This window comes from Rummeliibacillus pycnus (assembly GCF_002884495.1).
Taxonomy (GTDB): Bacteria; Bacillota; Bacilli; order Bacillales_A; family Planococcaceae; genus Rummeliibacillus; species Rummeliibacillus pycnus.
In genome coordinates, this window is sequence record NZ_KZ614145.1 from 293,935 (window position 1) to 316,421 (window position 22,487).

Genomic DNA, 22,487 nt, shown 5'->3' on the forward strand with positions numbered 1-22,487 from the left:
TTTTCATATTGTATAAAGACGGAAGGAGGAAAAATGTGCGCGTTCATACTGTCAAAAAGGGCGAAACACTCTGGAAAATTGCAAGGCAATACGGAATTTCATTCGAGGATATGAAAAGATTAAACGCCCATTTAGCAAATCCAGATTACATTGTTCCAGGGATGGAATTATTTTTGCCTGATGAACCAAAAAAAGAAATACCAAAGAATACACAGAAAGAGCATCCAACAGCACATCCAAAAGAACAGCCAGTTCATCAAGTACATCCTAAGGAACAACCAGTACATCATGTTAGACCACAAGAGCAACCGAAGAAGGTGCCAAAAGAGCAGCCAAAAGTGATGCCTAAGGAGCAACCAATTGCACATCCAAAAGAACAACCAAAGGTGTTACCAAAGGAGAAACCAATCGCTCAACCAAAGGAAATGCCAAAGGTTCAACCACCGCCTGTTCAGCAACCTATACAAATAATAGAACAGCCAATCATACAGCAACCAGTGCAAATAATAGAACAGCCAATACCTATACCAATTGTGGAACCAAAACCAATCCCACATGTACATCCATTTGAGGAAAACCGCCCCGTCAGAGCGAGGATTGAAATGATCGAACAACACGAGGAGGAATTCGTTATTCAACCGGAAAAAGAATATCAACAACCTACTTGCGAACCATGTGTACAACAAGCACCGATGCAAGTCCCAATGCCAGTACCAGTACAGATGCCATATCCTCAATTTGTAGCACCACAACACCATTGTGGGTGTGGAGGACATCAAATGGTATCACCATGGGCAGGTCATATGACACCACAACACCATTGTGGGTGTGGAGGACATCAAATGGTATCGCCATGGGCAGGTCATATGACACCACAACACCATTGTGGGTGTGGAGGACATCAAATGGTATCACCATGGGCAGGTCATATGACACCACAACACCATTGTGGGTGCGGAGGACATCAAATGGTATCGCCATGGGCTGGTCAAATGGCACCACAACACCATTGTGGGTGTGGAGGACATCAAATGGTATCACCATGGGCTGGTCAAATGGCACCTATGCATGAATCTTGGATGGGGCAAATGCAGGGGCCAATGATGGAATCTATGACTCCACCGCATTGGCAAATGCCAGAATCTACAAGAGAATGTGAATCATCATCATCATACAAACATCATCATATGCAAGATGATGTAGAACCTTGGCATCACATGCCAGCAATGCAAAATCCACAGGTTTTTGATTCACAATGGAATTTTGGACCACAAATGCCATATCACCCAATGATGCATCAGCAAATGATGTGGCCTGGACATTGTGGTTCAGAATTCCCACCGGCACACCATTGGCCACAACCACAACCATACTTTATGCCAAACTTCCCACAAGCAGGATATGAGTCTTGTTAGGTGAACAATTTCGACTTTAAAAGAAAGATTAAATCGAATGTCTGGCATTGTCAGTCAGGAAAAGAGGAATTTGTAGTAAAAAAATATGACAATCCATTAGTTGCTAAAAAGGTGAAAGCAATACATGAAAAGCTTGCTGACATGCAATTCCCACATACGTTATCAAAAATTGTGTTAGAAGATCAAAACGTACTTATACAACCGTGGATAAAGGATGCTAGGGCGTTTAATTATCAAACAAGATTTGATCGCACAAACTCCCTAGCTCTTTTACATCAGCTACATCAGACGGGAAAAAAAGTAGACTGGTCGAAAGATGAGTATTTTTTACCCCCTTATGATTTAAGACTAAAATGGCAAGACAGATTGCAAAAATTCATCTTGCATTATACACAAGTATCAGTATATCTTGGTGCAGAAAACTGTAATCAACTTATATTATATGCTCAAGAAGCGCTAAAAGGTTTTAAACAAATAGAGCCCTTACAGAGTCCGAAAACGATACTTCATGGAGATGTAGTACATCATAATTTTTTGAAGGATTCTAAAGGAAAGAATTTTATAATAGACTTTGATCTTGCTGCATATGGACATCCGGAGGAAGAGCTTATCATGTGGATACATCGCGTATTACCACATGTGAACTATAACCTAAATACATTACTCAATGAACAGCCTTTACTAAAACAAATACCAGCAACATATTTACAAACATTGCGTTTTCCAAACGAATTATTGAGAGAATGGATGTACGTAAAAACAGTTATGACTGAAAAACAGCAAGCGTTTGTGGAGGAATTAATACGCTTTACGGAAGTGGCACTCTCTTCTTGGTCAAAATTATGGTATGATTGTGGCAGGTGAAACAGAATACATGTTTGTCTTTTAAGATAGACCTTCTTTATGGTCTATCTTTTTTCACTGTAATAGCTAGGCTAGCATATCATCACAAAATTAAAATTATGCTATAATCGATAACGTTGAACAAAAGGAGCAATGACCATGTACGACTACATAATAGGAACTGTTACTCGTGTAACACCGGAATATATTGTGGTAGAGCAACAGGGAATAGGATGGCAATTATATACGCCAAATCCATTTGCCTTTCAAGTGAAAAAGGAGCAAGTAAAAGTCTTTACACATTTACATGTACGAGAAGATGCGCAGCTCTTATTTGCCTTTAAGTCATTAGAGCAAAGAGAATTATTTCGTAAACTGATTCAAGTATCAGGCATTGGACCAAAGGGAGCCTTAGCTATATTAGCAAGTGGTAATCCAACTCAAGTAATCTCTGCAATTGAGCAAGAAGATGAAAAATTCTTAGTGAAATTCCCTGGTGTTGGCAAAAAAACAGCACGCCAAATGATTTTAGATTTAAAAGGGAAGTTAGATAGCTTACTTGAAAATGTTGAATTACCAAGTGCAGAAGATGAATTACCGTTATTTGGAGTAAATCCGAACAAGCATGAGCTAGAAGAAGCACTCTTGGCATTAGCAGCATTAGGATATTCTGAGCGTGAATTGACGAAAGTACGTCCTCAATTAGATGAGGATGATCGTTTAAAAACAACAGAGGATTATATGAAGCAAGCATTAAAACTGCTGTTAAAACAACAATAGTAGAAAGGAGGTAGTGGGCTATGGATGATCGTGTAGTATCAAGTGAGGCTACTAGGGATGATGATCAGTTTGAGCTTTCACTACGCCCTCAGACGCTAATACAATATATCGGACAACAAAAGGTTAAAGACAATTTGAAAATTTTCATCGAAGCAGCTAAAATGCGAGAAGAAAGTCTTGATCATGTTTTACTTTATGGCCCACCTGGTCTTGGGAAAACGACACTTGCAACAGTAATTGCAAATGAAATGGGCGTTAATATACGCATGACAAGTGGACCAGCAATTGAACGGCCAGGTGATTTAGCAGCAATTGTTAGTTCACTCGAACCAGGTGATGTATTATTTATCGATGAAATACATCGTTTACCAAGAGCTATTGAAGAAGTTCTTTATCCTGCAATGGAAGATTTTTGTCTAGATATAGTAGTAGGAAAAGGGCCACAAGCTCGTTCAGTCAGACTGGATTTACCTCCTTTTACATTAGTTGGTGCAACAACTAGAGCCGGAGCGCTATCTGCTCCACTAAGAGACCGTTTTGGTGTATTATTACGATTAGACTACTATGATGAATATTCATTAACTGAGATTGTTTGTAGAAGTGCAGAATTATTTGGTGTCCATACTGATAAAAGTGCAGCAGGCGAATTAGCTAGGCGTTCCCGTGGAACTCCACGAATAGCCAACCGTTTGTTAAAACGTGTCCGTGATTATGCACAAGTAATTGGAGATGGAGATATTACGCTGAATTTAGCACAAGATGCGCTAGAATTATTACAAGTGGATCCACTTGGCTTAGATCATATCGATCATAAATTGATTGAGAATATGATTGAGCGCTTCCGTGGAGGTCCTGTGGGACTAGATACGATTGCTGCTAGTATTGGCGAAGAATCGATGACAATCGAAGATGTTTACGAACCCTATTTAATGCAAATAGGTTTTATCCAAAGAACACCAAGAGGGCGTGTCGTAACTGCACTTGCATATGAACATTTTGGTTATGCATATCCATCAGAATCATAATAATAGGCGAAGTTATTTGGATTGAAATTCACGGTCCGAGTAACATAGCCAAATAATAAAAAGGAAGTATAAGTTTACAATGAAATTAGAAGACTTTGATTACTATTTACCAGAAGAATTAATTGCACAAGTACCACTTGAAGATCGTGCATCAAGCCGATTGATGGTATTAGATCGCGAAACTGGAGAAGTATCACATCATCATTTCCGAGAGATTCTAGATGAATTACAAGAAGGAGATTGTTTAATTCTTAACAATACACGAGTATTACCAGCGCGATTAATTGGTGTTAAAGAAGAAACTGGTGCTCATATTGAGGTATTATTACTAAAACAAACAAGTGATGATGAGTGGGAAACACTTGTGAAACCAGCTAAACGTGTGAAAGTAGGTACTGAAATCACTTTTGGTGATGGCTTACTGAAAGCAACATGTACTGGTGAATTAGAACATGGTGGTCGTATGTTTAAATTTAATTACGAAGGCATATTCATTGAAATTCTTGAAAAACTAGGTACTATGCCATTACCACCCTATATTCATGAACAACTAGAAGATCAAGAACGCTATCAAACAGTCTATTCTAAAGAGCTTGGTTCGGCAGCAGCACCAACAGCAGGTCTTCATTTTACAGAAGAATTATTAGATCAAATCCGAGCAAAAGGTGTAAAAGTAGCATTCTTAACTCTACACGTAGGGATTGGTACGTTCCGCCCAGTAAGTGTAGAAAATATCGAAGAACATGATATGCATGCTGAATTTTATAATTTATCAAAAGAAACAGCGCAAATTATTAATGATACAAAAGCTAATGGTGGTCGTGTGATAGCAGTAGGTACAACTTCAACGCGTACTCTTGAAACTATTGCTCATCGTCATAACGGAGAAATTGTTCCAGAATCAGGATGGACAACTATCTTTATTTATCCTGGTTTTGAATATCAAGCAATTGATGGGATGATTACAAACTTCCATTTACCAAAATCAACACTTGTTATGATGATCAGTGCACTTGCAGGACGTGAAAATGTATTAAATGCATATAAAATCGCTGTAGAGAATAAATACCGATTCTTCAGTTTCGGTGATGCGATGTTTATTCGACCAAAAGCAAAGAAAGGAAATTAATAAATGTCTCAACCAATCCGATATGAACTTATCAAAACTGATAAGCAAACAGGCGCAAGACTAGGAATTGTGCATACACCGCACGGCTCTTTCGAAACACCAGCATTCATGCCAGTTGGTACACAAGCAACTGTTAAAACAATGGCACCTGAAGAAGTAAAAGAAATGGGCGCTGGTATCATTTTAAGTAATACGTATCATTTATGGCTTCGTCCAGGTCACGAAATTGTTCGTGAAGCAGGCGGATTGCATAAATTTATGAACTGGGATCGTGCCATTTTAACAGATTCTGGCGGTTTCCAAGTATTTAGTCTAAGTGATATTCGCCGAATTGAAGAAGAGGGTGTACATTTCCGTAATCATTTAAATGGGGACAAGCTGTTCTTAAGCCCTGAAAAGTCAATGGAAATCCAAAATGCTCTAGGTTCAGATATTATGATGGCATTTGATGAATGTCCACCATATCCAGCTACGTTTGAATATATGAAGAATTCTGTGGAACGTACTTCAAGATGGGCAGAACGTTGCTTAAAAGCACATGCTCGTCCACAAGACCAAGGATTATTTGGTATTGTGCAAGGTGGAGAATTTGAAGAGCTTCGCAAACAATCTGCAAAAGATCTAGTATCTCTTGATTTCCCGGGTTACGCAATTGGTGGTCTTTCAGTTGGTGAGCCAAAAGATATCATGAATAGAATGCTTGAATATACAACACCATTACTACCATCAGATAAACCTCGCTATTTAATGGGAGTAGGTTCACCAGACTCATTAATAGACGGTGCCATTCGAGGCATTGATATGTTCGACTGTGTATTGCCAACTCGTATTGCCCGTAATGGTACATGTATGACAAGTCAAGGACGTTTAGTTGTGAAGAATGCGAAATTTGCTCGTGATTTTGGTCCACTTGATCCAAATTGTGATTGCTATACTTGCAAAAACTATTCACGTGCTTATATTCGTCATCTAATCAAAGCAGATGAAACATTTGGTATCCGATTAACTTCATATCATAATCTTTACTTCTTACAAGATTTAATGCGTAAAGTACGTCAAGCGATTCGTGAAGATCGTCTTGGTGATTTCCGTGAAGAATTCTTTGAACAATATGGTTTTAATAAACCAAATGCAAAAAATTTCTGATTCTTGTATAATACATGCTAGAGAGAGAAAGGGGGAGATATAGATATGGGATCACAATTACAAGCAATTTTACCAATGATCGTTATTTTTGCATTGATGTATTTTATGTTAATCCGTCCAGCACAAAAACAACGTAAAAACACTCAAGCTATGCAAAGTAATTTAGCAAGAGGTAACAAAGTCGTAACTATCGGTGGATTGCACGGTGAAATCGAAGCAATCGATGACACATCCGTGCTAGTTAAAGTTGAAGACGGTTCTAAATTACGTTTTGAAAGAGCTGCAATTGGTAAAGTAGTAGATGGAGCAACAAAATAATTCTCGTTACAAAAAAACAGTAATCTGAATGAAATTATGACAATGCAAAATACTATCTATAAAAGTAAAAGCCTTTATTTCGAATAGAAATAAAGGCTTTTTGGTGTTTTTGTAGAATTATATTACTATTCAACATGTTGAAAGGAAAGCGATGGCGATGGCTAAAAAACAATTGAATACAAAAAATAAAATAGAACAGTCAGGTTTTGATGATACAATCCATTATCGTTTAAAAACAAAACAACGAATGGAACAAAATCGTAAGGGAATGAACTTAAAAGTACATTCGAAGCCAAAATGGATACTTTCCTTAGGCTACATTATTTTTATTTTACTGATGTGTGTGCTAGCTGTTATAGTGATTTCGATTTTCTTGTAATGCATAAATTGTATAGCAAAGACAAAGTATAAGGAAAAAAGGGGTCGTAATGTGAACGAATTATTAGTTATTTCTTTTCGCATGATCTTCTTATATTTTGTCATTTTAATTATCTTCAAACTTATGGGGAAACGAGAAGTTGGCGAATTGAGTGTAATGGATCTTGTTATTTTTGTTTTAATTGCAGATGTGGCATCATTTGCAGTTGATGAACCAGACCGTAACTTATTTGTATCCATTTTACCGATGATTATCTTATTAATCATACAAGTAACAATTTCCTTTATTTCTTTAAAAAGTAAAGCTGTGCGTGATAAAATTGATGGGGACCCAACGACAATTATTCGTAATGGTGTACTTCTCGAAGATGAGATGAGAAAACAAAGATACAATTTAGATGACTTATTTCAACAACTTAGAGAGCAAAAGATTGGATCTATACAAAAAGTAGCTTATGCGTTCTTAGAGCCATCGGGAAATCTCTCCATTTTTATGAAAGATAGTTTACCGCCAATTTTACCATTAATAGTTGATGGTGATATCCAGAAAAAACATCTTCAATTAATAGAAAAAGACGAACAATGGCTATTCGAAGAATTGGCTAAGCTTGGCTATCAACAAACAGATCAGATATTCTATTGTTGTTTTGAAGATGGTAAAGTTCATGTCCAACTAAGATCATAAGCGTTTTCTCAATGTTCTTGTCAAATAACGGAAATCTGTTATACGAATTTGATCAGCAATTATAAGAATAACAAATAGTAAAGCAAGTGTGATGGAGCCATTAATCCACAAATTAAATTGAGATGTCGGTAGGATATATTGTCGTATGACAATGACTAAAATGCAAACCCAGTAAGGGATTACAAACAATTTAAAACCTGTTTCAACATATTTCTTTTTACGAATTGTGGCAATATGCAAGAAAGAGGTAATCAGTACACCAAAGCCAATTGCAATAACTGCCCCTGTTTCAGCAATGTTTGTTTGTGATGCGAGAGCAAGCATAAGCAAAAGTTTACCAATCCCACCATATACGGAATTCATCATGGCTGCTTTTGCTTCATCTAGCGCTTGAAGGATGGAGTTTAAAGGACTCTGAATATAGTAAAAAAAGAAAATGGGTGCTAATAATTTCATATACCCCCTATCTTCGGATAAATGGAAAAGCTTGGTTGCAAACTCGTCTCCGTATAAAAAAAAGAACACGGCACTGAAGCAACCGACAATAGTAGATAACCTAAGAGCAATATGAACTCGCTCTCTTAATAGAGATTGTCTACCTCTCGCAACGGCGTCACTTACAGCTGGAATTAGTACTACAGCTAATGCATATGGGATAAATGATGGAAATAATAGTAATGGTATATGAACACCGGATATAATCCCGTATTGTTTTGTGGCAGCAGACGCAGTAAACCCAGCTAAAGTTAATGCTTTTAAAAATACAATAGGCTCTAAAAACCAAGTAAATGAGCCAAATAATTTACTACCAGTTGAAGGCAAAGCAATTCTTAAAATGGGCTTTGAAGATGCATATCCTTTTGATGATAAAATAAGCCCTTTACGTTTTGCATTTAAATATTTCCAATATAAATAGGCTAGTGCAGCCAATTCTGCAAGTCCTGTAATGATCATAGCGTATGTAGCAGTTGTCGTAGGGGAATCTTGTACCACACCATAAGGCAATAACCATGTAATTAATACAATTCTTATAATTTGTTCAATTGTTTGCGACCAAGCCGTTTCTTCTATACGGGCAAGACCTTGGAACAAACCTTTTAATAATGCGGATGCTATTGATAAAGGTACACTAAAAAGTGAAACATATAGTAACATCCTAACTTTATTATCATGTAAAAGATTTTCTGCTAAATACGGGATGAATAGTAGTAATAACGGAAAGAAAATTAGGATAGATAAATAGCTTAATAGTCTAGATGTACGCATAACTTTACTGATTTCAACGCGTTTACCTTTGGCTTCCAATTCAGCAACTATTTTGGCAACGGCGATTGGTATACCCAGTTGAACAAGCGATAAAAAGAATATAAATGCTGGGTAAGCCGTCATATAGACGCCGACAGCTTCTTCACCAGCCACCCGCATAAATTGCATTCGATATAAAAAGCCTAATAGTTTAGAGAGTAGCACAGCTCCCATCAATAAAAAAGTGCCATGGAAAAATGAAGTCATAAGTTCCCTTCTTTCTATAAATACAATTTACAGATTATTCTAAAACTTGTACGTTCAAAAAAATGGAAAAGGACGTGAGTGAAGATGGTAATACAATATGAACAATTATTTACAAAAGTTTTACCTGTCCTAAAAATTAAAAAAACAGATTTTAAGATAGAAGGTTTAAAAAGTATTACCGAACATGATATTTGGCGTTTTTTAATCATGAAAAAATGGAAAAAGTTGAATGAATCCGATTTAGTTTTACATAAAGTGATTTCCGATATTTTTTCATTAACTGCTGCTCAGTATATGACTTTCACACAAGTGGAAGAACTAAAAAGCGCAAATTGGTTTGCTCCTATTAATGATGATGAATTAAAAATGTTAATAGGAAATCAAAACTCACCTAAAATTCTTTCCTAAATAGTAAAAAAGTACATGGGATTGATTTGACAGCTTGGCTAACCTGTTTCATAATAAACGTGTTATGCAATTATAGTGACAAGATCGAATCAATAGAATATGAAACAAGGAAAGAAAGAATTCTACTGCTTCAAATAGACGATTACTGCTCGTTTTTGAGATTAGTTTTCTTACTAGTTCAAAACTTCGTTACATAATAGTGACAGAAAAACTATATTACTAACTCATACAGCAAAATTTAAGAATCGTCTCCTGTCATTTAGTAATACCGCGGCATTTGTTTGAGGAGGAAGTTTTAATGAAATTAAAAAGCCGAATCGTCGCGTTCCTGATGATTGTTGTAGTAATTGGCGCACTCATGGGGACGACCGTAAAAGGCGTACTAAGTAGCATTAACTTAGGCCTGGATTTACAAGGTGGCTTCGAAGTTCTTTATCAAGTTGAACCGTTAAAAGCCGGACAGAAAATTACTGATAGTGACGTCAAAGCAACAGCTGATGCCATTAGTAGACGTGTCAATGTTCTTGGTGTAAGTGAACCAAGTATTCAAATTGAAAGCGGAAATCGTATCCGTGTTCAATTAGCAGGTGTAAAAAACCAAGACGCAGCACGTGAAGTTCTATCAAACCAAGCAAACCTTACATTCCGTGATGTTAATGACAAAGTGTTATTAGACGGTAATGACTTACAACAAGGTGGAGCAAAACCATCTTATGACCAACAAGGTCGACCAATGGTTACACTTACACTAAAAGATCCAAATAAATTTGCAAGTGTAACAGGTAAAGTTGCTAAAATGGGGGCGCCAAATAATCTATTAGTTATTTGGTTAGACTTTAACGAAGGTAAAGATTCTTACAAAAAAGAAGTATTGAAAAAAGACCCTAAATTTGTTTCTAACCCACAAGTTACTCAAACAATCAATTCCAAAGATGTACAAATCACAGGTAACTTTACAGTTCAAGAAACAAAAGATTTAGCAGGGATTTTAAATGCTGGTGCACTTCCTGCAAAATTAACTGAAATGTACTCAACTTCTGTTGGTGCACAATTCGGTGACCAAGCATTGAACAGTACAGTATTTGCCAGCATTATTGGTGTTGCGTTAATTTTCATCTTCATGTTATTGGTATACCGTTTACCAGGTTTAGTAGCTGATATTACATTAACCATCTTTACATTTATTACGTTAGTAATCTTTGACTGGATTCATGCTGTCTTGACTCTACCGGGAATTGCCGCATTAGTACTCGGGATAGGGATGGCAGTAGATGCCAACATTCTTATGTATGAGCGTATAAAAGAAGAATTACGAGTAGGCAAATCTGTGAAAGCAGCATTTAAAGCAGGCTCAAAATCTTCATTTACGGCGATTTTTGATGCCAACATTACAACACTACTGGCAGCCGGCGTATTATTCGTATTAGGCCAAAGTTCTGTAAAAGGTTTTGCAACAACATTAATCATTTCAATCTTAGTCAGCTTCTTAACAGCTGTATGGGGTACTCGTGTACTGCTAGGATTACTTGTTAACAGTGGCTACTTAGATGGAAAAGTTGGATTATTTGGTGTGAAAAAATCTCGTGTTCACAAAATTGAAGAAGGTGTTGATACACTTGATCTATCAACTCACTTTGATCGTTTCGATTTTGTACACACTCGTAATAAGTTCTTTACACTATCGGCTGTCCTAATTATTGCTGGTATGATTGTACTGGGCATCTTCAAATTGAATCTTGGAATTGACTTCTCAAGTGGTTCTCGTGTTGAAGTAACATCCAATCATGCGTTAACTAAAGAAAATGTTGAATCCTATATTGATAAAATAGGTTTCCATTCAGATGATATTGTCATTTCAGGAAATAACAATGATCGAGCAGTCATCCGATATAAAGAAGACTTTTCAAAAGATGAAATCAAGAAGATAAAAACAGAATTTAATCAGGAATATGGTCAAACGCCAACAATTAGTACAGTTTCACCAACTATTGGTAAAGAACTTGTTAAAAATGCCATTAAAGCGTTGATCTATGCAGCTCTTGGTATCATTATCTATGTTGCCTTCCGTTTTGAATGGCGCATGGGTGTTGGTGCAATCGTATCCTTATTACATGACGTATTCTTTATGGTAGCGATTTTCAGTCTCTTCCGCATAGAAGTGGATATTACATTTATCGCAGCCGTATTAACAATCGTCGGATATTCAATCAATGATACAATTGTTACATTTGACCGTATTCGAGAAAACTTACATCGCGTTAAGAAAATTAAAGATGCGGATGATTTAGCGCACATTGTCAATAAATCACTCCGTCAAACTTTAGGACGTTCTGTAAATACCGTAATGACTGTAATTGTAGTAGTTGTTGCATTACTAATCTTCGGTGCAAGTTCAATTTCAACCTTCTCAATTGCATTATTAATTGGTTTAATCACAGGTATGTATTCTTCAATCTACATCGCTGCTCAAATTTGGTACGTATTGAAAGTACGTGAAATGAAGAAAAAAGGTCATGTAGATGTAGGCAAGAAGAAAAAACAATGGGGTTCAGACGAGCCTGTAGTTTAATATATTCCTTCTATCATGAAAAAATGAAAATCCATTCTATTTGGTTATTACCATTTAGAATGGATTTTTTTATCTAGGAAATCTAAAAAAGTGTCAAATATATCAAAAAATCATGCTAAAATAATAACGAAAAAAGTATTGGGTAAGAGGTGGTCAGGAGGTTATAAGAACTATAATAGTAGATGTTGTAAGGAAATATTTGGTGGTAAAGTGTTAATTTATAGAAAATGGAGTAATGAATGATGAATTATAAGAAATGGATGACTACACTAGGTACTACTTTTATCGCATCAATCGCTTTTCCTTTTTTTGCTCATGCTACTAGCAATCAATACGATGATGTAATGATTGTCTATAAGAATAATGATGGTAAAGAACAGATTATGCAGCATGCTGTTAAAATCGAACATACATATGAAAATCTTAAAACAATAGAAGGAACTTTCACCAGTGATAGTATATCAGCCTTAAAAAGTTTTCCAGATATTAAAGTAGTTGAAAAGAATCCGAAATTTATAGAGCCTTTGGATACAACGAGTTCTCAACTAGCTACAATCACTCCTGATTGGAATTTACAATCCATTAATGTCCAAAATGCATGGTCTTCAGGATTAACAGGTGAAAATGTAAAGGTTGCAGTTATTGATACAGGAGTAGCCATTAATAATGCACTTCCAAATGTCAAAAGGTATTCTTTTGTGGATGATGATCCACGAACTTGGATTGATGAAAGCACACCTTATGATACAGATGGACATGGTACTTTTGTATCTGGGATTATAGCGGCAGGGATTACATCATATAACGGTAATCATTTGGCTGGAATAGCACCAAATGTATCATTGTTCAGTCTAAAGGTTTTTACAAAAGATGGAGCTACAATGGAATCCCTATTAAAAGCACTCGAATGGTCTATTGAGCATCATATCGATATTGTGAACATGTCTCTCGGTACACCTGTTGATGATCCAATACTTAAAAATGCGGTTGAAAAAGCATACAATGCAGGACTTACATTAGTTGCTGCTGCGGGCAATGATGGGGTAGGAAAAGATGTAGAGTATCCTGCAAAATATGATCAAGTAATCGCAGTATCTTCAGTTGATCAAAATAATCAAATTTCCTATTTTTCTAATACAGGTTCCAAAGTTGAATTTTCAGCGCCAGGAAGTGATGTCTATTCGTTAGGTTTACAAAATAACATTGCACAAGAGTCTGGAACTTCATTTTCAGCACCTCATGTAACAGGGTTTTTAGCGTTATTAAAACAACAATATCCAAATTATTCAAATGACCAATTGCGTAAAATATTAAGAAATTACACAATTGACTTAGGGAGTATAGGAAAAGATCCTTACTATGGTTATGGATTAGTTAACTATGAACAAAAAACGCCAGATGATGTTCAAAACCTTGTTGTTAAGGATATTACAAAATCATCAGCAATCATATCTTATACACCAACTGAAAATCCCGTCGTACCAACGCAAAAATATTATATTTATGTAAATAATCAATTAGTGGCTACAACGACAAATTTACAATATACGCTAACTAATTTAAAAGGTGGAACTTCATATAAAGTTTTGGTTGAAGCAGTTAGTGCAGATAATGTCACTACTCAAGGTAAGGAAATCAGTTTTGAAACAATCAAACCTACTGAAGAAGAACAATATGTAGAAAATCATCAATCCGTAATAAGAAGTTGGTTAGGTCTTTTAGCTAACAAGAAAAAAATAGCATTCAATACACAATTTGCATCACTATATTCAATTTATCCAGGATTGACAGGATCACAAAAAGCTATGATCTCGAAATATAACAAAAAAATAAATCTTGTTGCCATCTCAGCGACTTCAAGATCGAGCTATATTAAAGCCACAAACTTAACGAGCATGAAAACGAAAAAATCAACAACTATAACATTTGCAACAGCAATCAAGCCCGCAACGCTAACTACAAATAATGTTTATGTATTAAGTGCAGGTAAAAGAATAACAGGCTTCACTTTAAAGAAAGATTCAAAGGGTAAAACAATTAAATTATCAACTAGCAAGAATTTAGCAAAAGGAAATTATGTGATATTTATAGACAATAAAGGTGTAAAAACGTCTAAAGGAAAAGCGACTTCAAAACCTTTTGCAATTAAATTTACAGTAAAATAGATTCGTGAGGGGGCAGTCCAATAAGTGGAGCAGCCCTCTACTATTGAAATCGTAATAATACATTTAGATATTGATTGAATGAAATTTGTATATCACGTTTAATGATTTGTTGGAAGCTATCCTTTTCACTTACATACTATTAACTTAGTATTCTACTTTTAAAGACACACATATATTTTGTATAATGAAACTTATGAGGAAGTGAAAAGATGACAGCGACTGAAAAAAGATGGCGTATTAATCGCCCAGATGAACAACTTGTTAAAGAACTACAGGATGGGCTCAAAATTTCATCCATTACAGCCAAAATTTTAGTAGCACGCGGTTTCAAGACGGTTGAAGCAGCTCGTGCTTTTTTAATGATTGATGAAAAGGCTATCCATGATCCATTTCAACTGTATGGCATGAAGGAAGCTGTTCAACGGATAAATAAAGCTATACAAAATAATGAAAAAATTTTAGTTTATGGTGATTATGACGCCGATGGTATTACTAGTACAACAGTTATGAAAACCGTATTACAAGATCTTGGTGCAAATGTATCTCATCTAATTCCAAATCGTTTTACAGATGGCTATGGTCCAAGTGAACGACTTTTTAGACAAGCATTTGATGAAGGTTACCAACTGATTATTACCGTTGATAACGGTATTGCAGGAAATCATGAAGTACAGATAGCCAAAGATTTAGGGATGGATGTTATCGTCACAGATCACCATGAGCCTGGTAATACTTTGCCCCCTGCAGATGTGATTATTCACCCAAGACACCCAGAGGGACATTATCCTTTTGGTGAATTAGCGGGTGTCGGTGTGGCCTTTAAAGTAGCACATGCATTGTATGGCGAATTTCCTAAGCATCTTTTAGAAATCGTTGCAATAGGTACGATTGCAGACTTAGTGCCATTACTTGACGAAAACCGTTATCTTGTAAAAGCAGGAATTGAAGCATTACAAAACTCTACAAGACCTGCAATCAGAGCGTTGTGCAAAGTATCTGGTATAAATCAACAAGAGATAAATGAAGATACAATTGGCTTTAGCTTTGGTCCAAGATTAAATGCTTTAGGAAGACTTGGAGATGCGGCACCAGGAGTAGATTTTTTAATGTCTCAAGATATAGCTGAAGCAACTCTGATGGCAAATTATTTAAATGAACAGAATAAAGAACGCCAGGCAATTGTAACCGAGATAACGAATCAAGCTATTGCTATGGTTGAAAACGATGATGAAATTGGCAATTCACAAGTATTGGTCATTGCGGAAGAAGGATGGAATCCAGGAGTAGTAGGGATTGTAGCATCACGACTTGTCGAAAAATACTATCGTCCGACAATAATTCTTTCAATAGATGTAGAAAAAGGGACTGCAAAAGGATCGGCACGTAGTATTGAAGGATTCCATATGTACAACGAACTTTCTAAAAACAGAGAGATTTTACCAGCATTTGGCGGTCATCCTATGGCTGCAGGGATGACACTAGCAATGGAAGATGTTGATGAATTACGGTTTAGATTAGATCAACAAGCTAGAGAATGTTTGACAGAGGAAGATTTAATACCTGTTCTTGAAGTTGATATACCGCTTAAAGTAGAAGAAATTGATATTGAAGCAATTGAAGAGGTTCGTATTTTAGCTCCATTTGGTACAAGTTTTGCGAAACCTACTTATGCTATTGAAGATGCTTCTATCCAATCGATGCGCAAAATCGGTGCAAATGAAGACCATCTCAAATTACAAATTGTTTCAAATAATCATGAACTAGATGCAGTAGGTTTTCACAAAGGCTACTTAGTTGATGAATTGACATATGGTATTAAGGTATCATTTGCTGGTGACCTACAAATCAATGAATGGAATGGGCGTAAAAAGCCGCAACTAATGCTACAAGATGTCAAAACAGATGAATGGCAATTATTTGATTTAAGAGGAATTCGACAAGTCGCTCGTTGGTTGCAAACGATTCCTCTTGAAGAAGTAACATTTATTGCTTTTCGAGAAGCCACAATTAGCTACTATGAATCTCTTATTCCGAATGAAATCCATGAATTCTCGGAAAATATTTCAAATGCAAATTGCTGTTCATATGTTGTAATATTAGATTTGCCGCATAATGTTCAAATGTTAGAATCTCTATTAAACAGAGTAAACCCGAATCGAATTTATGCACATTTTTATATCCCAGATTCTCACTATTTTGATGGAATGCCTACTCGAGAACAGTTTGTATGGTATTATTCGTTTTTGAGAAAAAGACAAACTTTCCATCTGCGCCAACACCTAACCGATTTGGCAAAACATAAAGGTTGGAGCCGTGAGATGCTTATTTTTATGACACAGGTGTTTTTTGAACTTGGATTTGTTACAATAGAGAATGGACTCGCGAAAATTGTAGATAATCCGCCCAAAAAAGATTTAACAAGTGCGAAGATCTATCAAGAACGATCGCAACAAATGGATTTAGAACAAACCCTATTGTATGCGCCATATAAGGATTTAAGAGAGTGGTTTGACCTACGTTTAAATGGTCAGGCAGTTTCTGAGGAGGAACAATAATAATGGATTTAAAACAATATGTGACAATTGTAGAGGATTGGCCTAAAGAAGGCATTTCTTTTAAAGATATCACAACAATTATGGATAACGGCAAAGCATATAAATATGCAACAGACCAAATTGTTGAATATGCAAAAAAAGTTGGAGCTGAATTAATCGTAGGACCAGAAGCTCGCGGTTTCATCACAGGATGCCCCGTAGCGTATGCGCTTGAAATTGGCTTTGCTCCTGTACGTAAACCAGGAAAATTACCACGTGAAGTAATCACTGCAGATTACGGCCTTGAATATGGTAAAGATACATTAACTATGCACAAGGATGCAGTAAAACCAGGCCAAAAAGTTTTAATCGTCGACGACTTGTTAGCGACTGGTGGAACAGTGGAAGCGGCAATTCGTTTAGTTGAACAATTAGGTGGAGAAGTAGTAGGATGTGCCTTTTTAATCGAACTTGAAGAACTACATGGCCGAGATAAAATAAAAGACTATGATGTATACACTTTGATGAAATACTAGTTCGGATAACTAGTACGAATAACAAGCCCTCATAACAAAGTTTGAGGGCTTGTTTTATTGAAAGCAAACGCATTTATTGAGCTACGACAACCAAAAGATTGATCCACCCCCTGGAAAGTGGGGATTATTGATCCTAGATTATTCAAATTTTAAGGGGTGGATAGACGGAATTTTGGTGTGAATTGTCGAATTGTTGAATTTTTCGGGGAAAATAGCCTTTACAAATAGGCTATTTTTTTTATACAATTAAATTTATACCTAATCGGGAAAATTATGAAATAGGGTGGGCTAACATGGCGAAAGATCAAGTGATGACAGTAGAAGAAGTTTTCGCAATTCTTACATCATATATGAATGACGAACACGTCGCATTTGTAAAAAAAGCATATGAACTAGCAAAAGACGCGCATAAAGAACAGTTTAGAAGTTCAGGAGAGCCGTATATATTACATCCTGTACAAGTAGCAGGTATCTTAGCTGATCTCCAAATGGACCCTGAGACTGTTGCAGCAGGTTTCTTACACGATGTAGTAGAAGACACTCCTGTTACACGTGAGGACCTTGTAGAACAATTTAGTGAAGAAGTTGCAATGCTCGTAGATGGTGTAACAAAGCTTGGTAAGATTAAATATAAGTCGAAAGCTGAGCAACAGGCCGAAAATCATCGGAAAATGTTCGTAGCAATGGCGCAGGATATTCGCGTTATTCTCATCAAATTAGCAGATAGACTACATAATATGAGAACGCTTAAACATTTACCTGTTGAAAAACAACGTCGTATTTCAAAAGAAACACTTGAAATTTTTGCTCCGTTGGCACACCGACTAGGAATGTCAGCTATTAAGTGGGAGTTAGAAGATACTGCATTACGATATCTAAATCCACAACAATATTATCGAATTGTTAACTTGATGAAACGTAAACGCGTTGAACGAGAAAATTATTTAAAATCAGTAATGGAAGAAATTCATGGCCAATTAAATGATATTCACATTAATGCAGATTTATCTGGTCGTCCAAAACATATTTATAGTATTTATCGCAAGATGGTTTTACAAAACAAGCAATTCAATGAAATCTACGACTTGCTAGCTGTTCGTGTAATAGTAGATAGTATTAAAGATTGCTACGCGGTACTTGGTATTGTGCATACACTTTGGAAACCGATGCCTGGACGTTTTAAGGATTATATTGCAATGCCGAAGCAAAACCTTTATCAATCCCTTCACACAACTGTAATTGGTCCATATGGTGATCCATTAGAAGTGCAAATTCGTACAAAGGATATGCATAAAATTGCAGAGTTCGGGGTTGCTGCTCATTGGGCATATAAGGAAGGTAAAAGTGTAGATAATAACAAGTCGAATATTGACAATAAATTAACATGGTTCCGAGAAATTTTAGAATTCCAAAATGAATCATCAAATGCAGAAGAATTTATGGAATCTTTGAAATTCGACTTATTTTCTGATATGGTTTATGTTTTCTCACCTAAGGGCGATGTGATCGAGTTGCCTGCAGGTTCTGTACCAATTGATTTCGCTTATCGAGTCCACTCTGAAATTGGTAACAAAACAATTGGCGCAAAGCTGAATGGCAAAATGGTACCTTTAGATACACCGTTAAAAACTGGTGATATTGTGGAAATTATGACATCCAAACAATCATTTGGACCTAGTCGTGACTGGTTGAATATCGCACAATCATCACAAGCTAAACATAAAATTAAGCAATTCTTTAAAAAACAATTACGTGAAGACAATGTAAACAAAGGCCGTGAAATGATTGAAAAAGAAATCATAGAACAAGGCTACGATCCAAAAGAAATTTTAACTCCTGAAAACTTTAAAAGAGTATGTGAAAAATTAAACTATGCCAATGAAGATGACTTAGTAGCTGCGGTTGGTTTTAATGGTATGACGGCATTACAAGTCGTGAATCGTCTTGCAGAACGTGTCAGAAAACAACGTTCTCAAGAAGAAGTGATAGAGAAAATTACCAAAGAGATGAAATCACCTGCAAAGCAAAAAGTAACGGAAACAGGTGTTGTGGTTAAAGGATTAGAAAACCTATTAATCCGATTATCTCGCTGTTGTAACCCTGTACCGGGAGATGACATCGTTGGATTTATCACGAAAGGTCGAGGTGTATCTGTACATCGTGCAGATTGTCCAAATATCCAAACATCAGAAGATCAGGAACGATTAATAGAAGTTGAATGGGGACAAAACTTAGAGCAAGTCCAAAAATTATTTGATGTAGATATTGAAATATCAGGTTTTGATCGTGTTGGTTTGTTAAATGAAGTAATTCAAGTTGTTACCGAAACAAAAACATCGATTAGCGGAATAAGTGCTCGTACAGATCGTGATAAAATTGCTACGATTAATTTGACCTTACAAATACGTCATATTCACCATTTATATAAAGTGGTAGATCGCGTTAAACAAATCCCTGATATATATTCTGTACAGCGTGTAATGCACTAAGATAGGAGATTTAACATGAGAGTAGTTTTACAACGGAGCAAGGAAGCATCTGTTACCGTAGATGGAAAAGTAACTGGAAGGATAGAAAAAGGCTATGTGTTACTTGTCGGAATTACACATGGCGATACAAAGGATGATGCAGATTATTTAGCCAAGAAGATTGCCAAAATGCGTATTTGGGAAGATGAAGCGGGGAAAATGAATCATTCTATTAAAGAACAGGGTGGAGCGATTCTATCTGTTTCTCAATTCACTTTATATGCAGATACGAAAAAAGGAAATCGTCCAAGCTTTACGGATGCAGCACGCCCTGAAGAAGCCTTACCATTATGGGAGTATTTCAATAGCACACTATGCGCACTTGGTTTACATGTTGAAACAGGTGTATTCGGTGCAATGATGGATGTAAAATTGATCAATGATGGACCTGTTACAATAACAATTGAATCCAAATAATATCAAAATCCCTTATCAAACTAGATCACAAGTAGACTTAGTTGGTAAGGGATTTTGTATAGAGAGTTTACTCGATTGAATAGATAAATAACACAATATAAGTGGTACAGTTATATTGTACCATCCTATGTTTATCAATCCAAAATTCATATACAATCACAAAAGGTATCAAGAGTCTTTTCTCTTGATACCTTTTGGTTTTATAGTTTTGTTAGTCACGACCATAGTATGCAAGAAGTCCGTTAACAACGCCTTCAGCAACAGTTTCTCGATAGTGATCACTGTTTATCAATTTTGCATCGGAAGAATTCGTAACAAATCCAAGTTCTAATAATACAGATACAACAGAATTGTATCGTACAACATAATAATCAACTTTTTTCAATTTACGGTCACTATAGCTTGGATATTCTTCTTGAATAGCATCCTTGATTCCTTGATGAATGGCTTCTGCAAATTTTGCACTACTTACTCTGTTAGAAGTTGAATAATAACTTTCGTAGCCACTAGCAGAAGAAGGACCAGAGTTATGATGTACACTAATAAAGGCATTTGCACCTTTTTGTTTTGCATATGCAGCACGTTCATCCAATGTTAAAAATTGATTATCAGTTGTCCGTGTCATATATACAGTTCCATTAACCTTTTCAATTGCTGATTGAATGGCTTTTGCTGCTTTTAAGTTTAGTGTTTTTTCTATTACGCCATTCCCAGATGCACCATTGTCTTGTTTACCATGACCTGCATCAATAATAATTTTAATACCCTCTAGAGATCCTTTTACACTATCTGAAACAGTAGTTGTAGGTTTTTTTGTAGTAATTCTACTATAAGATGTATTAGCTGAAATCCAACCTTTTTGTTTTGAAGAATACTGTACTTCTACCCAATTGTTATTTGAAACACGTAACACTTTGAAATAATTTCCTTTTGATACTTTCCCAAGTGATGGTGCCGCAGTTGTTGGTAATGAACGAACATTTAAAGTACTTGATTTCATCACAAAATATTGTGTTTTGGCAGGGGTACTTGCTGTAAATGAGATATTGGCAGTTGAAGCAAATCCATAATACGTACTACCATTAATCCACCCTTCAACATCATTGTAATTGACATAAATCCAGCCATTACTTGCTTGTTTTAGAATTTGTACTTTCGATTCGAACGGCACTTCTTGTCCAAGTGATTGAGCACTTGTACTATAATTGTCGCGTATTGTTAATCCAGTAGGCTCTGTTACATAATAGTAAGTTGTTTTGTCAGGTACGACTACTGTAATAGAACTAGTTGTTGGTTGTTTCACTTTTTGTGTACCGTATTTTCCAGATACCCAGCCTTTTTTACCAGTTTTATAAGTGATTTCGATCCAGCCATTACTTGCTGTACGTGACACTAATAAAGATTCGTTTTTATAAACATAATCCAATTTTTTGGAGTTGGATGTAGGCTCTGAACGGACAGATAGTGAGTTTGCGGTTACGATAAAGTATAAATTTTCTTTCGCTTTGGTAATAACAGGCTTTGATGCGACTGTTGTTTTGTTGTTTGAAACTGTCACATAACTAGCGTTTACCCAACCTGTAATGCTTGATGTTTTAATGTTGATCCAACCATTCTTTTGTTGGATATATGTAGCTGTCTTTCCTTTGTTTAATTTTCCAAGAGACTTAGAGTTTGCGGAGTTAGATTGGCGGATATTCAAATTATCCGTTTTAGAAGTTACAATTTTTGAAGTAGTAGAAGCAGTTGAAACGGTTGTTTTGATCGCTTTTAAATATTTAGCTGATGCCCAACCCTTTGTGCTTTTATACTTCACTTGATACCAATTACCGCTTTTTTTAAGTTTTGAGACAGTTGCATTCTTTTTAAGAGTTAAAAGGACTTTTGAACTGGTATTTGGAGCACTTCTAAGATTTAGCGTATTTGCAGTTACTTTCAAGTTAGTTGTTGCTGCATTTGCTTGTGGTATGACTCCGAACATTGAGATAACTAAAATCAGACAAATTGAGACAATAGTCGTTATATGTAGTCTTTTTGTATTCATAATTTTCCTCCTTTCTTCCATTGTAAATTGAAAGTCTATAAAAAACTATAAGTTT

The 22,487-nt window shown here is 36.0% G+C and carries 18 protein-coding genes; 16 read left to right on the forward strand and 2 right to left on the reverse strand.

The genetic code is table 11. The features are described 5' to 3' along the window. The first annotated feature begins 35 nt into the window (after positions 1–35). The 9 genes from CEF14_RS01490 to CEF14_RS01530 all read left to right on the forward strand — a co-directional run bounded on the left by CEF14_RS01490 (position 36) and on the right by CEF14_RS01530 (position 7,719). Complete coding sequence (locus tag CEF14_RS01490) at positions 36–1,415, forward strand: LysM peptidoglycan-binding domain-containing protein (RefSeq protein ID WP_170061398.1); 1,380 nt, start codon at positions 36–38, stop codon at positions 1,413–1,415. Then, on the forward strand, positions 1,416–2,279 hold the full coding sequence (locus CEF14_RS01495) for a phosphotransferase (RefSeq protein WP_102691205.1): 864 nt from the start codon (positions 1,416–1,418) through the stop codon (positions 2,277–2,279). A 138-nt stretch (positions 2,280–2,417) separates the two neighbouring features. Then, complete coding sequence (gene ruvA, locus CEF14_RS01500) at positions 2,418–3,038, forward strand: Holliday junction branch migration protein RuvA (RefSeq protein WP_102691206.1); 621 nt, start codon at positions 2,418–2,420, stop codon at positions 3,036–3,038. Between the two features lie 20 nt (positions 3,039–3,058). Beyond that, positions 3,059–4,063: a Holliday junction branch migration DNA helicase RuvB gene (gene ruvB / locus CEF14_RS01505; RefSeq protein WP_102691207.1), complete on the forward strand. Its 1,005-nt coding sequence runs from the start codon at positions 3,059–3,061 to the stop codon at positions 4,061–4,063. 79 nt (positions 4,064–4,142) lie between these two features. After that, on the forward strand, positions 4,143–5,192 hold the full coding sequence (queA, locus tag CEF14_RS01510) for a tRNA preQ1(34) S-adenosylmethionine ribosyltransferase-isomerase QueA (RefSeq protein ID WP_102691208.1): 1,050 nt from the start codon (positions 4,143–4,145) through the stop codon (positions 5,190–5,192). Between the two features lie 3 nt (positions 5,193–5,195). Continuing rightward, on the forward strand, positions 5,196–6,338 hold the full coding sequence (gene tgt, locus CEF14_RS01515) for a tRNA guanosine(34) transglycosylase Tgt (RefSeq protein WP_102691209.1): 1,143 nt from the start codon (positions 5,196–5,198) through the stop codon (positions 6,336–6,338). A gap of 45 nt (positions 6,339–6,383) precedes the next feature. Next, positions 6,384–6,656 (forward strand): preprotein translocase subunit YajC, encoded by a 273-nt coding sequence (gene yajC, locus CEF14_RS01520; protein ID WP_102691210.1) that lies wholly within the window; start codon positions 6,384–6,386, stop codon positions 6,654–6,656. A 157-nt stretch (positions 6,657–6,813) separates the two neighbouring features. After that, positions 6,814–7,035, forward strand: a complete 222-nt coding sequence (locus CEF14_RS01525) for a hypothetical protein (RefSeq protein WP_102691211.1) — start codon at positions 6,814–6,816, stop codon at positions 7,033–7,035. A gap of 51 nt (positions 7,036–7,086) precedes the next feature. Beyond that, complete coding sequence (locus CEF14_RS01530) at positions 7,087–7,719, forward strand: DUF421 domain-containing protein (RefSeq protein ID WP_102691212.1); 633 nt, start codon at positions 7,087–7,089, stop codon at positions 7,717–7,719. Here the strand turns inward: CEF14_RS01530 and CEF14_RS01535 are convergent. After that, on the reverse strand, positions 7,714–9,231 hold the full coding sequence (locus CEF14_RS01535; protein WP_102691213.1) for a putative polysaccharide biosynthesis protein: 1,518 nt from the start codon (positions 9,229–9,231) through the stop codon (positions 7,714–7,716). The genes CEF14_RS01530 and CEF14_RS01535 overlap by 6 nt on opposite strands. Before the next feature lie 84 nt (positions 9,232–9,315). On the opposite strand from CEF14_RS01535, the gene CEF14_RS01540 reads away from it, so the two are divergent. From CEF14_RS01540 to dtd, 7 genes are all read left to right on the forward strand, one after another. Next, positions 9,316–9,639, forward strand: coding sequence for a post-transcriptional regulator (locus CEF14_RS01540; RefSeq protein ID WP_102691214.1), 324 nt, complete (start codon positions 9,316–9,318; stop codon positions 9,637–9,639). Between the two features lie 298 nt (positions 9,640–9,937). After that, positions 9,938–12,208 (forward strand): protein translocase subunit SecDF, encoded by a 2,271-nt coding sequence (gene secDF, locus CEF14_RS01545; protein ID WP_102691215.1) that lies wholly within the window; start codon positions 9,938–9,940, stop codon positions 12,206–12,208. Between the two features lie 242 nt (positions 12,209–12,450). Continuing rightward, positions 12,451–14,373: a S8 family serine peptidase gene (locus CEF14_RS01550; protein ID WP_170061399.1), complete on the forward strand. Its 1,923-nt coding sequence runs from the start codon at positions 12,451–12,453 to the stop codon at positions 14,371–14,373. Positions 14,374–14,582: 209 nt separating this feature from the next. Further along, positions 14,583–16,928: a single-stranded-DNA-specific exonuclease RecJ gene (recJ, locus tag CEF14_RS01555; protein WP_102691217.1), complete on the forward strand. Its 2,346-nt coding sequence runs from the start codon at positions 14,583–14,585 to the stop codon at positions 16,926–16,928. 2 nt (positions 16,929–16,930) lie between these two features. Next, a complete protein-coding gene (locus CEF14_RS01560) occupies positions 16,931–17,443 on the forward strand; it encodes an adenine phosphoribosyltransferase (RefSeq protein WP_102691218.1) in 513 nt (170 codons plus the stop codon). A 293-nt stretch (positions 17,444–17,736) separates the two neighbouring features. Next, positions 17,737–19,932, forward strand: a complete 2,196-nt coding sequence (locus CEF14_RS01565) for a RelA/SpoT family protein (protein WP_102691219.1) — start codon at positions 17,737–17,739, stop codon at positions 19,930–19,932. A gap of 15 nt (positions 19,933–19,947) precedes the next feature. Beyond that, on the forward strand, positions 19,948–20,388 hold the full coding sequence (gene dtd / locus CEF14_RS01570) for a D-aminoacyl-tRNA deacylase (RefSeq protein ID WP_102691220.1): 441 nt from the start codon (positions 19,948–19,950) through the stop codon (positions 20,386–20,388). Positions 20,389–20,599: 211 nt separating this feature from the next. Here dtd and CEF14_RS01575 read toward each other — a convergent pair whose 3' ends face one another. After that, positions 20,600–22,432, reverse strand: a complete 1,833-nt coding sequence (locus CEF14_RS01575) for an SH3 domain-containing protein (RefSeq protein WP_170061400.1) — start codon at positions 22,430–22,432, stop codon at positions 20,600–20,602. Positions 22,433–22,487 lie beyond the last annotated feature (55 nt).